The sequence below is a fragment of the Bradyrhizobium sp. S3.7.6 genome, assembly GCF_054061875.1.
Window position 1 is genome coordinate 1,779,494 of the sequence record NZ_JBSSEQ010000001.1, and the last position, 12,801, is coordinate 1,792,294.

Below are 12,801 nucleotides of genomic sequence, written 5' to 3' on the forward strand. Positions count from 1 at the left end.
CTCCCTGTTTCGACGGCGGGCTTCGATGGCCCGGTCTCATTAATTAACATGTTATCTAATTTGCCGGCGCGTTCAAGCCGGAACTGGCGCGGCGCGCCGCCGCGTCATCTACGTCAGCCATGTTGCATGGATTTGTCGCTGCCCGGGCGCACTCCCCTTTTGCCCAACGATTATATGATATAATTATCTTGCGCGGACCGACGCGACAAGCGAGCCGCGGCGAAAACCTACAGGATCGGGAGGAGCAAGTATTGCGGACAAAAGTCGCAATCATCGGGGCCGGGCCGGCCGGATTGTTGCTTGGGCAACTGCTGCACCAATACGGCATCGACAATGTGATTCTGGAGCGGCAGAGCCCGGACTACGTGCTCGGCCGCATCCGCGCGGGCCTCCTGGAGGAGGGAACCGTCGCGCTGCTCGACCAGATTGGCGCCAGCGCGCGGGCGCATGCCGAGGGCCTGGTGCATGAAGGCATCGAGCTCGCCTTTTCCGGGCGCCGTCACCGCATCGACATGAAGGCCGCGACCGGCAAGACGGTCATGATCTATGGCCAGACCGAGGTCACGCTCGACCTGATGAATGCGCGCAAGGCCGCGGGTCTCACCTCGGTCTACGAGGCCAAGGACGTGCAGCCGCATGATTTCGACGGCAGTCGGCCGCGCGTCACCTATGTCAAGGACGGGGTCACCCACACGATCGATTGCGACTTCGTCGCCGGCTGCGATGGCTTTCACGGCGTCAGCCGCGCCAGCGTCCCGGCCACAGCGATCGAGGAGTTCGAGCGGGTCTATCCGTTCGGCTGGCTCGGCATTCTGTCCGAGACGCCCCCTGTCAGCCACGAGCTGATCTATTCCAATCACGCTCGCGGCTTCGCGCTCTGCACCATGCGCTCGACACACCGTAGCCGCTACTATGTGCAGTGCTCGCTCGACGACCATGTCGACCAGTGGCCGGACGACCGCTTCTGGGACGAATTGAAGCGCCGGCTCGACCAGGAGGCGGCCGACAGTCTGGTCACGGGCCCCTCGATCGAGAAGAGCATTGCGCCGCTGCGCAGCTTCGTCGCCGAGCCGATGCGGTTCGGCAAGATGTTCCTGTGCGGCGACGCCGCCCACATCGTGCCGCCGACCGGCGCGAAGGGGCTGAACTTAGCTGCCAGCGATGCGCATTATCTGTCGAACGCACTCCGCGAATTCTACGACGAGAAATCCAACGCCGGCATCGACGCCTATTCCGCCACGGCGCTGGCGCGGGTCTGGAAAGCGGTGCGCTTCTCCTGGTGGATGACCTCGATGCTGCACAAATTCCCCGACACCGGCACCATCGGCGGGCGCATCCAGCTCGCCGAGCTCGACTACGTCACGCAGTCGCAGGCCGCGATGACGTCGCTGTCGGAGAACTATGTGGGGCTGCCGTTTTAGGAGGGTGGTCGATGCCGTAGATGCCGTAGGGTGGGCAAAGCGTAGCGTGCCCACCAGCTTTTGCGTTTGCTACGAGATGGTGGGCACGGCGCTATGCGCCTTTGCCCACCCTACGGCATCGCGTGCTTTCTCCACATCGTCATTGCGAGCGAAGCGAAGCAATCCAGACTGTTTCCGCGGAGAAAGTCTGGATTGCTTCGTCGCTTCGCTCCTCGCAATGACGGGAGTGCCCATTTCAAACACCCGCGCAAATTCCGTTTAAAACTTTGTAGGCAGTGAAACTGTCATCCACATCGCGTTCAATGGCGCCAACCAGCAACGCGAGACACGCTATGACCGACACCGACATCCCTGACGGCTTCGAGCCGCTTTCCCGCAATAGTCCGCTCACCGAGCCGTGGGAGCCGCTCTACGCGAAGAAAACCGACAAGGCCGTGATCATCGGCCTGCGCCTCGCCAGGCCGCACACCAACGGCCGCGGCCTGATCCATGGCGGCCTCATCGCCGCACTCGCGGACAACGCCATGGGCTATAGCTGCGCGCAGATGACGAACTGGACCACCTCGTTCGTCACGATCTCGCTCACGGTCGATTTTGTCGGCTCTGCCGAGATCGGCCAGTGGCTTGCGATCGAGAGCGACGTGATCAGGACCGGCAAGACGATCTGTTTCGCGCAGAGTCTCGCAAAGGCCGATGACGTCGTGATCGCACGCGCCAGCGGGACGTTCCGCGTGGTGCCGAAGAAAGGGTAAGGCTCTCGTGCCCCGGACGCGGTGCGGCGCGAAGTGCCGCTCCGCAGAGCCGGGGCCCATCCACCCGCAGCCCTTGCTCTGGCCTTCTGGGTCCCGGCTCTGCGCAGCAACGCTACGCGTTGCAGCGCGTCCGGGACACGAGACCTCACCCAAACCGCCACTCCGCCGTCTCCACCACGAGATCGACGAACGCCCGCACCTTGGCCGAGAGCAGGCGCGAGGTCGGATAGACGATGTGGATCGGCAGCGCCGGCTGCTCGTATTTCGCCAGCACGATTTTGAGCCGCCCGCGCTTCAGGCCCTCCGCGGCCTGATAGGCCAGCACCCGCGTGATGCCCCCGCCGGCTTCTGCATATTGCAGGGCGGCGTCGGCGCTGTTGCTGGTAAAACGTGGCGTCGGCGTCCACTCGATATCGCGGCCGTCCTGCACGAAGTGCCAATTGGCGTAGGGGCCGAACGCGATGGTCTGGTGCGCGAGCAATTCCTGTGGCGTCTTCGGCTCGCCGTGGCGCTTCAGGTAGCCCGGCGTCGCCACCGTGATCCGCCGCATCTCGCCGACCTGGCGTGCGACCAGCCAAGAATCGGCGAGATGGCCGATCCGCACCGCGGCATCGACCGCGTCCTCGACGAGATTGACGAGGTTGTCCGAGAGCCTGAGCTCGGCCGTGACCTCCGGATAGCGCTTGAGATAATCGGTCATGACCGGCGAGACATGCAGCCGCCCGAAGCCGAGGGGCGCCGACACCACCAGACGGCCGCTCGGCCGGTTGCGCTCCTCGCGCGCGGAGCCGTCGGCCTCCTCGACATCGGCGAGGATGCGCCGCGCGCGCTCCAGATAGCGCGTGCCGACATCGGTCAATCTCACCTGCCGGGTGGTGCGCTGCAGCAGCCGCGCGCCGAGATGCTCCTCCAGCGCTGCGATCAACCGCGTTACCGCCGAAGGCGACAGCCGCAGCTTTCGCGCCGCCGGCGCAAAACCGCGCAGATCGGCGACGGTGACGAAGACGTGCATGGCTTCGAGGCGGTCCATGGTATTATTGCATATATTGCAATGATGAAGTGTCAAGCGGCCAGATTGTTTTGCCCGCCGGAAGGTCCACCTTAGACAGCGAAAGACGCAGGGATGCGCCGGGATTTCAGGAGATGTTCCGATGACGGCAACTCACACCTACGCCAGCGACGTGGCGTTCACGCCGGCGGTGAAATCGATCCAGACACGAAAGGGATCACGCGAAGGCTATGCTCATGCCGAGCAGCGCGGATGGCGCACCGAGGTCGACGAGAACCTTGCGGCGTTCCTGGCTGACGCCAACAGCTTTTATTTCGCGACCGCGTCGGGCGATGGCCAGCCCTACATCCAGCACCGCGGCGGCCCCAAGGGGTTTTTGAAGGTGCTGGACAAGCAGACGCTGGCTTTCACGGACTACGCCGGCAACCGGCAATACATTACGCAGGGAAACCTGTCCGAGAATCCCAAGGCCTATATCTTCGTGATGGACTACGCCCATCGCCGCCGCGTCAAGATCTGGGGCGAGGCGCGCGTCGTCGAGGACGACGAGGCGCTGACGACGTCGCTGATGCCCAAGGGGTACCGCGCGCGCCCTGAGCAGGTGATCCTGTTCAAGATCGCAGCGTGGGACACCAACTGCCCGCAGCACATTCCGCAGAAGTTCGATGCGCCGGATGTCGCGGCAGCGCTGGCGGCGAGGGATGCGAGGATCGCGGAGCTGGAAGCGGAGGTCGCGGCGTTGAAGGGAAAAGCGAGTCTGCCTTCAAGCGAAAGCTAGTGCGGCTCGCACGGTACACCCTCTCCCCCTGTGGGAGAGGGTGGCTCGCGGCGTAGCCGCGAGACGGGTGAGGGGTGCCTCTCCGCAGGCGATGGTCCCACGTTGTCATTCGTGGAGAGAACCCCTCATCCGGCGTGCTTACGCGCGCCACCTTCTCCAACGAGGGAAAAGGAAGAGGAGCCAGCCAAGAAATCAGATCACACTCGCGCCTTCGTGCTGGAAGCCGAGATAGCTTGCCGCGACGCGCTCGTTCGCCGCGACATCGCTCGCCTTGCCGCTGAGCACGAACTCGCCGAGCTCCATGACATAGGCCTGGTCCGCGATCTTCAGTGCGGCCTGTGCGTTCTGCTCGACCAGCAGTACGGAGACGCCGCTGGCGCGGAGCTCAGTGACGATGCGGAAGATGTCGGCGACGATGATCGGGGCGAGGCCGAGGCTCGGCTCGTCCAGCATCAAGAGCTTGGGCTCGCCCATCAGCGCACGGCCCATCGCGAGCATCTGCTGCTCGCCGCCGGAGAGGGTGCCCGCCAACTGCTTGCGCCGCTCCTTCAGCCGCGGAAACAGCGTGTAGACGCGCTCCATCGAGGTTTTCGCCTTGCTTCGCTCGATGCGGAAGGCACCCAGCTCCAGATTGTCCTCGACATTCATGGTCACGAACAATTCGCGGTGCTCGGGGACGAGGCCGAGCCCCATCGCGACGCGGTCCTCGATGTCGAGCCGTGACAGATCCTGCCCGGCGAAGGCGACGCGGCCCTTCAGCGGCAAGATGCCCATGATGGCGGAGAGCAGCGTGGTCTTGCCGGCGCCATTGGCCCCGACGATGGTGACGATCTGGTTGGCGCCGACCTCGAGCGAGACCGAACGCACGGCCTCGACCTTGCCATAGGCGACATGTGCGTCGGCGACGGACAACAGCGCGCTCATGCCGCCACTCCGAGATAGGCCTTGATCACTTCGGGATTGGTCTTGATCGTGGCGGGCGTGCCTTCCGCGATCTTGGTGCCGAAATCGAGCACCACGATGCGGTCGGCGAGATTCATCACGAAGCCCATGTCGTGCTCCACCAAGAGCACACTCATGCCGCCGTCGCGCAATTCGCGGAGCAGCGCGGCAAGGCGCTGCTTCTCCATGTGGCGCAGGCCGGCGGCAGGCTCGTCGAGCAGCAGCAGCATCGGATCGACGCACAGCGCCCTTGCGATCTCGACGATGCGCTGCTGGCCGAGCGAGAGCGAGCCTGCGAGCTGATGCATCTGCTCGGCGAGGCCCACGCGCTCGATCTGGCGGGCGGCCTCCGCGAGCAGCCTCGCCTCATCGGCGCGGTCGAGCCGCAGCATCGAGGAGATCGGTCCCGAATGGCCGCGCAGGTGCGCGCCGATCGCGACATTCTCCAGCACGGTCATATCAGGGACGAGCTTCACATGCTGGAAGGTGCGGGAGATGCCGAGCTTGACGATCTCCTGCGGTGGCGCCCTGTCGACCTTCTTGCCGAGCACCGAGATCGAGCCCGATGTCGCCGACAGCACGCCGGTGATCAGGTTGAACGTCGTGCTCTTGCCGGCGCCGTTCGGTCCGATCAACGCGACGATCTCGCGGGCCTGCACGTCGAAGGAGACGTTGTTGACCGCGATCACGCCACCGAACTGCTTTCGCGCCTTCTCGACCTGGAGCAGGACGCCGGACTGGCCGGCCGCGCGGGTGCGCTGCTCCAGTTTCAGCGAGGTGTCCGGCTTCTTGCCACTGGTGCGCTCGGGCAGGAACGACATCAGCCAGGGCCAGACGCCGCCGGGCGCAAGCTGGAGCAGCGCCACCAGCATGATGCCGAACACGATGGTCTCGACCTGTCCGGAGCCCGGCAGGATCAGCGGCAAATAGCTTTGCAGCACCTCCTTCAGGACCACGACGATCGCCGCGCCCAGCACGCCGCCCCAGACATAGCCGGCGCCGCCGACCACCGCGATGAAGAGATATTCGATGCCGGCCTGCGCGCCGAACGGCGTCGGGTTCACCGCGCGCTGGAGATGCGCGTAGAGCCAGCCGGAGAGGCCGGCGAGCACCGCGGCGTGGATGAACACCAGGAGCTTCGCGCGCGGCGTGTGCACGCCGAACGCTTCGGCTGCGACGTGTCCGCGGCGCAGCGCGCGGATGGCGCGGCCGGTGCGGGAATCCAGCAGGTTCATCGTGAGCAGGGCCGAGAGGATCACGGCAACCCAGATCGCGTAATAGATCGAGCCGGGCGAGAGCATCTTGAACGAGCCGATCGACAGCGGCGGGATCGCCGAGATGCCGTCGTTTCTTCCCAGGAATTCCAGCTTGCTGAAGAGATAGAACAGGCCCAGCCCCCAGGCGAGCGTGCCGAGCGGCAGATAGTGCCCGGAGAGACGGACGGTCACCAGCCCGAGCAGCACCGCCAACGATCCGCTGACCAACAGCGACAGCGGCAAGGTCAGCCACGGCGACAGGCCATAGGCCGTCGACAGCACCGCGGTGGTGTAGGCGCCGAACCCGACGAAAGCCGCCTGGCCAAACGAGGTCAGGCCGCCGACGCCGGTGAGCAGCACGAGGCCCATCGCGACGAGGGCGGCAAGGCCGATATTGTCGAGCAGCACGATCCAGAACGGCGGCATGCCCGGGAGATGCGGGATCGCCGCCATGAGAAGCGCGAAGAGGAGGATGGGAAGCCGGCTCTGCATGCGCGTCAGTCCTTCTCTTCCTCGACCGCGGGCGCGGCGAGCGAGCGCAGCAGCAGCACGGGGATCAGCAGCATGAAGACGATCACTTCCTTGTAGTTGGAGGCGTAGAAGGACGAGAACGCCTCGACGATGCCGACGACCAGCGCCGCGACGGCGGTGAGCGGATAGCTGACGAGGCCGCCGATGATCGCGGCAACGAAGCCCTTGAGGCCGATCAGGAACCCAGAGTCGTAATAGAGCGTCGTGATCGGCACGATCATGATGCCCGACAGCGCGCCGATGACGGAGGCCAGCAGGAAGGCGATCTGCCCTGACAGCGTGGTGCGGATGCCGGCAAGGCGGGCGCCGAGCCGGTTCACGGCGGTCGCGCGCAGCGCCTTGCCGTAGAGCGTCAGCCCGAAGAACAGCCAGAGCCCGATGATGAAGGCGACGGTGATACCGTAGACGGTGATGCTCTGGCCGGTGAAGCGCAGTGCGCCGGCCGTGAAGGAGCCGGACAGCACGGCAGGCCCGCGCTGGCCTTCGGCGCCGAAGAACAGCAGGCCCAGTCCCTGCAGCGCGAGGTGGACGCCCACCGATGCGATCAGCAGCACCAGCACGGAGGTGTGCGCCAGCGGCTGGAACGCGATGCGGTAGAGGTAGAGGCCGATCATCGCCACGATCACCAGCGACAGCGCGATGCAGACCGCCACCGGCGGCTTCTGGGCGGCGAAGTAGATGGTCAGCGCCAGCACGATGGCCGGCAGCACGACGTTGGTGACGAGGCTGCGCACGATCAGGCGGCCGTGCAGCGCCTTGCGCGCCACGAACAGGTCGAACACGAAGGCGCCGATACCCAGCGCCAACGCGAGCTTTGCCGTGCCCGGCATCTGGCCCGCGGCCAGCGAGGCATAGGTCAGCGCGCCGTAGGTGACGAATTCGCCCTGGGGAATGAGGATGACGCGCGTGACGGCGAACACCAGCACCAGCGCCAGGCCGAGCAGCGCGTAGATCGCGCCATTGGTGATGCCGTCCTGTACCAGGAACAGCATGATGGTGGTATTCAAGACCGGACGCTCCCCCTCAAAGATCGGGACCGGGCTCCGCAATTGCGGTGGACGGTCCGCTCACAGCCATTGAAACGCTGACGATATTTGATATGGTCCATAACAATTATCAAATATAACTTCAAGGGTGGGGCGGACGACCCGCCCCGAATTTAGCGGGATCACGAGCACGAGGCGATGACCGTTTCCAAAACCGCTGAAAAGTCTTCTGAAAAGCCCGGCGACGCGGCCAAGGGCCGCAAGGACGCGGCCGAGGCCCAGCCTGAAGCCCTCCAGCTTGGCGAGCTCTCCGAACAGCTCGGCTACGTGCTGAAGCGGGCGCAGCTCAAGGTGTTCGAGAACTTTTTGCGCTGCATGGCCTCGCTCCAGCTCACGCCCGCGCAGTTCTCCGTGCTGCTGCTGGTCGAGAAGAATCCGGGCCGTAACCAGACCGAGATTGCCTCGACCCTCGGCATCCTGCGCCCGAACTTCGTGGCGATGCTCGACAATCTGGAGAGCCGCGACCTTTGCGCGCGGATCCGCTCCACCAACGACCGCCGCTCGCACATCCTGGTGCTGACCGACAAGGGTAAGGCCGTGCTGACCCGGGCGAAAAAGCTCGTCGCCACCAAGCACGAGTCCCGGCTGAACGAGCTGCTCGGGCAGGCCAATCGCGAAGCCCTGATCGGGATGCTCTCGAAGATCGCGAACGAGTTTTGAGGCCCGGCTGTCATCGCCCGGCTTGACCGGGCGATCCAGTACTCCGAGACGTTTGTGATCGAACCGATAGGCCGCGGCGTACTGGATTCCCCGCCTTCGCGGGGAATGACAGCGAGACCTGGGCAGGCGCCTCAATCCACCAAAATCACCCGGATATCGTTCACGTTCGTCAGTGTCGGTCCCGGCATCAGCAGATCGCCGGTCGCCTCGAAGAACGTCGTCGCGTCGTTGTTGTCCAGATACGCCTGCGGCTGAAGCGCCAGCGCCTTCATCTTCGCGAACGTTGCAGCATCAATCAGCGCGCCGGCGGGATCGGTGGGATGGCCGGCGCCTCCATCGGCGCCGTCGGTGTCGCCGGCGAGGGCGGAAATGTCAGGCGTGTCCTTCAGCAGGCCGGCGAGCGCCAGCGCATATTCCTGGTTGGGGCCGCCGCGCCCATTGCCGCGCACGGTAACGGTGAGTTCGCCGCCGGAGAGGATCGCGAGGCGCTTGCCTTGCGCGCGCGCCTGAAGCGCGAGCCTGGCGTGATCGGCGGCGACCTCGCGCGCCTCGCCTTCGAGATCGGCGCCGAGATCGATGGTCTCGTAGCCCGCTTCCTTGGCGAGCTTCACCGCGGCGTCGAGCGATTGCTTGGGCCGCGCGATCAGCTCGAAATGCGCGCGGGCAAAGGCGGCATCATCAGGCTTGGCACTTTCGTTGGCGGGGTCGTCGAGCGCGCGGCGGACGGCGTCGTCGATGGCGAGCTTGTACTTCGCGACGATCGCGCGCGCATCCGCCAGGGTGGTCGGATCGGGCACGGTGGGGCCGGAGGCGATGGCGGACGGATCGTCGTGCGGCACGTCGGAGATCGCGAGCGTCACGATCTCGGCGGCATTCTTGCCGGCGCGCGCCAGCCGGCCGCCCTTGATCCGCGACAAATGTTTCCGGACCGTGTTCATCTCGCCGATCGGCGCGCCCGAGCGGAGCAGCGCCTTGTTGACCGCCTGCTTCTGCGCGAAGCTGATGCCGTCCACCGGCGCGATCCAGTTCGCCGAGCCGCCGCCGGTGAGCAGCACCAGCAGCAGATCGTCGGGCCCGGCCTCGCTCGCGAGCGCGAGCGTATCGGCGGCGCCCTTCAGGCCGGCCTCGTCGGGCACGGGATGGCCGGCCTCGACCACGCGGATGCGGCGCGTCGGCACGCCGTAGCCGTGGCGCGTGGTGGCGATGCCGACGAGGCGCTCCGGCGCGAGCTTGAGCGTGTCGAGATAATGCCGTTCGGCGGCCGCGGCCATCGCACCCGCGCCCTTGCCGGCGGCGAGGCAGATCACGCGCCCTTTAGGTGCGGGCCGCAGATGCGGCGCCAGAATCGTGCTGGGATGGGCGGCGGCAACGGCGGCGTCGTAAAGCGCGCGGAGCAGGGGACGTCGGTCGGTCATGGCGAAGGCCTTCAGCGAACTGAAATGATGGCGACAAAATCGCCGGCTCCCTGCCTACCGCATCAGGCGCCAAAGCGTAAGCGGGCTTTACCATCATTCGATTGTGCAATCGCGTGATCATAATCCGCGCGCAAGCAAAAGCCCCCTGCGATGGCTGCGCAGGGGGCTCTCTGTCGTTTGGGGTTAGCCGCCGACGTCGGCGCTGATCACGTCTCCGAACAGCTCCCACTTCTCGCCCTTGAACTTCTCGAGTTGAAGCTGGCTGATCGGCGCGAAATCGGTCGGCGAGGTGTTGACCTTCACGCCCGGCAGCAGCGCCTCGGTGCGGAAGTCCTTCACGTTCGCCGCCTGCTTCATGATGTTCTCGCGCGTGAGATTGTCACCGCACTGCTTCAAGACCTGGACCAGTGTCTGCGCCACGGCATAGCCGACGATCGTGCCCTTATCGAGCTTGTCGCCCTCGGGGAAGTATTTGGTCATGAACGCCAGAAACTCCTTCATGCCGGGATCGTTGTTCCACGCGGGATCCGACACGTCCTTGAGATAGTCGGCCGAGATGATGTCCTGACCGTTCTCGAAGCCGGCCGGCTTCATCACGCTGCCGACGGAGGCCGAGACGTTGTTGAGGAAGTGCAGCGGCTTCCAGCCGATCTCGGCATTCTTCTTGATCGCTTGCGCGGCGAATTTCGGCGTCGTGATGTTCATGAAGACGTCGGCGCCGGTCGACTTCAGCTTGACGATGTGATTGTCGATGGTCGGCTCGGAGGTCTCGTAGCTCTCTTCGATGACGATCATCGAGGCGGCCTTGGACCCTAAGCCGTCCTTGAGGCCCTTGAGATAGTCCTTGCCGTAATCGTCGTTCTGGTAAAGCACCGCGATCTTGGCGTCCGGCTTGTTCTTGAGCAGCCACTTCGCATAGATCTGCGTCTCGCTCTGGTAATTGGGCTGCCAGCCCATCGTCCAGGGGAAGTTCTGCGGATCGTTCCACTTGGTGGCGCCGGTCGCGACGAACAGCTGCGGCACCTTCTTCGAGTTCATGTATTTGTGGATCGCCGAGTTCGGCGGCGTGCCGAGCGAGTTGAAGATGAACAGCACCTCGTCGCTCTCGACCAGCTTGCGGGCCTGCTCCACCGTCTTCGGCGGCGAGTAGGCGTCGTCATAGGAGATGTAATTGATCTTGCGGCCGTTGATGCCGCCCTCGTCGTTGATCTTCTTGAAATAGGCGGCTTCGGTCCGCCCGATGATGCCGTAGGCGGAGGCCGGTCCGCTGTAGGGCATGATGTTGCCGATCTTGATTTCGGTGTCGGTCGCGCCGGTATCGTATTTCTTCTGGGCCGATGCAGTGGAGGCCGAGGCCGCAATGAGCGCAAGCGCCAGTGACGCGGCCGCAAGTTTGCCGGTGACAGCGGGCATTCCTATCTCCCTATTTTCTTGGTGTGTGTGCGTCCCTTTTCTTGGCTTGATGATTTTTGGCGGCGCGGAGGCAATTCAATACGATTTACCGGGAGCCTTCAACAGAAAGCCCCCGCGGCTGTGTCGCAGGGGCTGCTCCTTTAGTAGTCAAGGACCGGCGCGCGCTGGTGTGCGACTGCGAGACGGCGCCGCTGTCTTGAGTTGATTAAACAGCCGGTGGCGATTTTGAGTTGCGCGACTTCAGTGGCCGAGCTCACTCGAGATGATGTCGCCGAACAGCTCCCATTTCCTGCCCTTGAACCGCATCATCTGGAGCTGCTCGATCGGGGCGAAATTATCGGCCGAGGTGTTGATCTTGATGCCGGGCAGCAGCGTGTCGGGCTCGAAATCCTTCAAGGAAGCGGCCTGCTTCATGACGTTCTCATGGGTGAGCTCGTCGCCGCACATCTGCAGCACCTTCACCATGGTCTGGGCCGCGGCATAGCCGAACACCACGCCGGCATCGAGCTTGTTGGCCTTGGGGTCGTACTGCGCGAGGAAATTATAGAACTTCTTCATGCCGTCATCGGCATTCCATTGCGGGTCGGAGCCGTCCTTGGTGTAGCTCGCCGACAGGATGCCTTGCGAGATCTCCAGGCCCGCGGGCTCGAGCACGCCGCCGACCGACGCCGAGACGTTGGAGATGATGTGGACCGGATGCCAGTTGATCTCGGCCGCCTTCTTGATCGCCTGCGCCGCGAATTTCGGCGTGGTGATGCTGAGGAAGACGTCGGCGCCCGAGGCCTTCAGCTTCACGACGTGCTCGTCGATCGCGGGCTCCGACGTGTCGTAGCCGTCTTCGAGCACGATCATCGACGCCTTGGCCCCTAAGCCGTCCTTCAGCCCGCTCAGATAGTCCTTGCCGAAATCGTCGTTCTGGTAGAGCACGCCGATCTTCGCGTCCGGCTTCTCCTTCATGATGTATTTGGCGTAGATGCGCGCCTCGCTGGCGTAGCTCGGCTGCCAGCCCATGGTCCACGGATATTGCTTCGGATCGTTCCACTTGGAGGCGCCGCTCGCCACGAACAGCTGCGGCACCTTCTTCTCGTTCATGTATTTGCGGATGGCGCCGTTGGTGGAGGTGCCGAGCGAGCCGAAGATCAGCAGCACGCCGTCGCTCTCGACCAGCTTGCGCGCCTGCTCCACCGTCTTCGGCGGCGAATAGCCGTCGTCGTAGGAGATGAACTTGATCTTGCGGCCGTTGATGCCGCCCTCGGCATTGATCTTGTTGAAATAGGCTTCCTCGGCCTTGCCGATCGCGGCGTAGGCGGACGCCGGCCCGCTATAGGGCATGATGTTGCCGATCTTGATCTCGGTATCGGAAGCGCCGCTGTCGTATTTCTTTTGCGCCAGTGCCGGGCTGCTCATCGCAGTGCACAACGCGAGCGCGGCCGAAACGGCCGCAACCTGAAATCGAACGACAGTCATCTTTCTCCACCCGGAATGGATCGGCGCCGCATTGAACAAGATTGACGCCTGACGTCAACAAAAAGCCCCCGCGGTCGCCCGCGGGGGCTTTGTCAGATTTGACTAGACTTG

Annotated in this window: 11 protein-coding genes; 4 read left to right on the forward strand and 7 right to left on the reverse strand. The window is 64.4% G+C overall.

Annotation, left to right across the window (positions count from 1 at the left end; translation table 11 throughout):
- Positions 1–251: 251 nt before the first annotated feature.
- Both pobA and ACVJ5M_RS08455 read left to right on the forward strand, forming a co-directional pair.
- Positions 252–1,421, forward strand: coding sequence for a 4-hydroxybenzoate 3-monooxygenase (gene pobA, locus ACVJ5M_RS08450; RefSeq protein WP_063980930.1), 1,170 nt, complete (start codon positions 252–254; stop codon positions 1,419–1,421).
- A gap of 332 nt (positions 1,422–1,753) precedes the next feature.
- Positions 1,754–2,173 carry a PaaI family thioesterase gene (locus ACVJ5M_RS08455; protein ID WP_354099847.1) on the forward strand — a complete coding sequence of 140 codons (420 nt, stop codon included), beginning with the start codon at positions 1,754–1,756 and terminating at the stop codon, positions 2,171–2,173.
- A gap of 145 nt (positions 2,174–2,318) precedes the next feature.
- On the opposite strand, the gene ACVJ5M_RS08460 is transcribed toward ACVJ5M_RS08455, so the two are convergent.
- On the reverse strand, positions 2,319–3,203 hold the full coding sequence (locus tag ACVJ5M_RS08460; RefSeq protein ID WP_063980932.1) for a LysR family transcriptional regulator: 885 nt from the start codon (positions 3,201–3,203) through the stop codon (positions 2,319–2,321).
- A gap of 121 nt (positions 3,204–3,324) precedes the next feature.
- On the opposite strand from ACVJ5M_RS08460, the gene ACVJ5M_RS08465 reads away from it, so the two are divergent.
- Positions 3,325–3,960 carry a pyridoxamine 5'-phosphate oxidase family protein gene (locus ACVJ5M_RS08465; protein WP_283017992.1) on the forward strand — a complete coding sequence of 212 codons (636 nt, stop codon included), beginning with the start codon at positions 3,325–3,327 and terminating at the stop codon, positions 3,958–3,960.
- A 192-nt stretch (positions 3,961–4,152) separates the two neighbouring features.
- Here ACVJ5M_RS08465 and ACVJ5M_RS08470 read toward each other — a convergent pair whose 3' ends face one another.
- From ACVJ5M_RS08470 to ACVJ5M_RS08480, 3 genes are read right to left on the reverse strand one after another with little or no spacing between them, the layout of a single operon-like run.
- Positions 4,153–4,884 carry an ABC transporter ATP-binding protein gene (locus tag ACVJ5M_RS08470; protein WP_063980934.1) on the reverse strand — a complete coding sequence of 244 codons (732 nt, stop codon included), beginning with the start codon at positions 4,882–4,884 and terminating at the stop codon, positions 4,153–4,155.
- Positions 4,881–6,650, reverse strand: coding sequence for a branched-chain amino acid ABC transporter ATP-binding protein/permease (locus tag ACVJ5M_RS08475; RefSeq protein ID WP_063980935.1), 1,770 nt, complete (start codon positions 6,648–6,650; stop codon positions 4,881–4,883). Before ACVJ5M_RS08475 ends, ACVJ5M_RS08470 begins: the two co-directional genes overlap by 4 nt.
- A 5-nt stretch (positions 6,651–6,655) precedes the next feature.
- Positions 6,656–7,696: a branched-chain amino acid ABC transporter permease gene (locus ACVJ5M_RS08480; protein WP_063980936.1), complete on the reverse strand. Its 1,041-nt coding sequence runs from the start codon at positions 7,694–7,696 to the stop codon at positions 6,656–6,658.
- Positions 7,697–7,873: 177 nt separating this feature from the next.
- Here ACVJ5M_RS08480 and ACVJ5M_RS08485 point away from each other — a divergent pair, with 177 nt between their 5' ends.
- The gene (locus ACVJ5M_RS08485; RefSeq protein WP_071916733.1) at positions 7,874–8,395 is read left to right on the forward strand and encodes a MarR family winged helix-turn-helix transcriptional regulator; all 522 of its coding nucleotides are present in this window, start codon (positions 7,874–7,876) and stop codon (positions 8,393–8,395) included.
- 131 nt (positions 8,396–8,526) lie between these two features.
- Here the strand turns inward: ACVJ5M_RS08485 and ACVJ5M_RS08490 are convergent, their stop codons facing one another.
- The 3 genes from ACVJ5M_RS08490 to ACVJ5M_RS08500 all read right to left on the reverse strand — a co-directional run bounded on the left by ACVJ5M_RS08490 (position 8,527) and on the right by ACVJ5M_RS08500 (position 12,690).
- Positions 8,527–9,810 (reverse strand): glycerate kinase type-2 family protein, encoded by a 1,284-nt coding sequence (locus ACVJ5M_RS08490; protein WP_283017993.1) that lies wholly within the window; start codon positions 9,808–9,810, stop codon positions 8,527–8,529.
- Positions 9,811–9,993: 183 nt separating this feature from the next.
- Positions 9,994–11,223, reverse strand: coding sequence for an ABC transporter substrate-binding protein (locus ACVJ5M_RS08495; protein WP_063980937.1), 1,230 nt, complete (start codon positions 11,221–11,223; stop codon positions 9,994–9,996).
- 240 nt (positions 11,224–11,463) lie between these two features.
- Positions 11,464–12,690 (reverse strand): ABC transporter substrate-binding protein, encoded by a 1,227-nt coding sequence (locus ACVJ5M_RS08500; RefSeq protein ID WP_456679279.1) that lies wholly within the window; start codon positions 12,688–12,690, stop codon positions 11,464–11,466.
- Positions 12,691–12,801 lie beyond the last annotated feature (111 nt).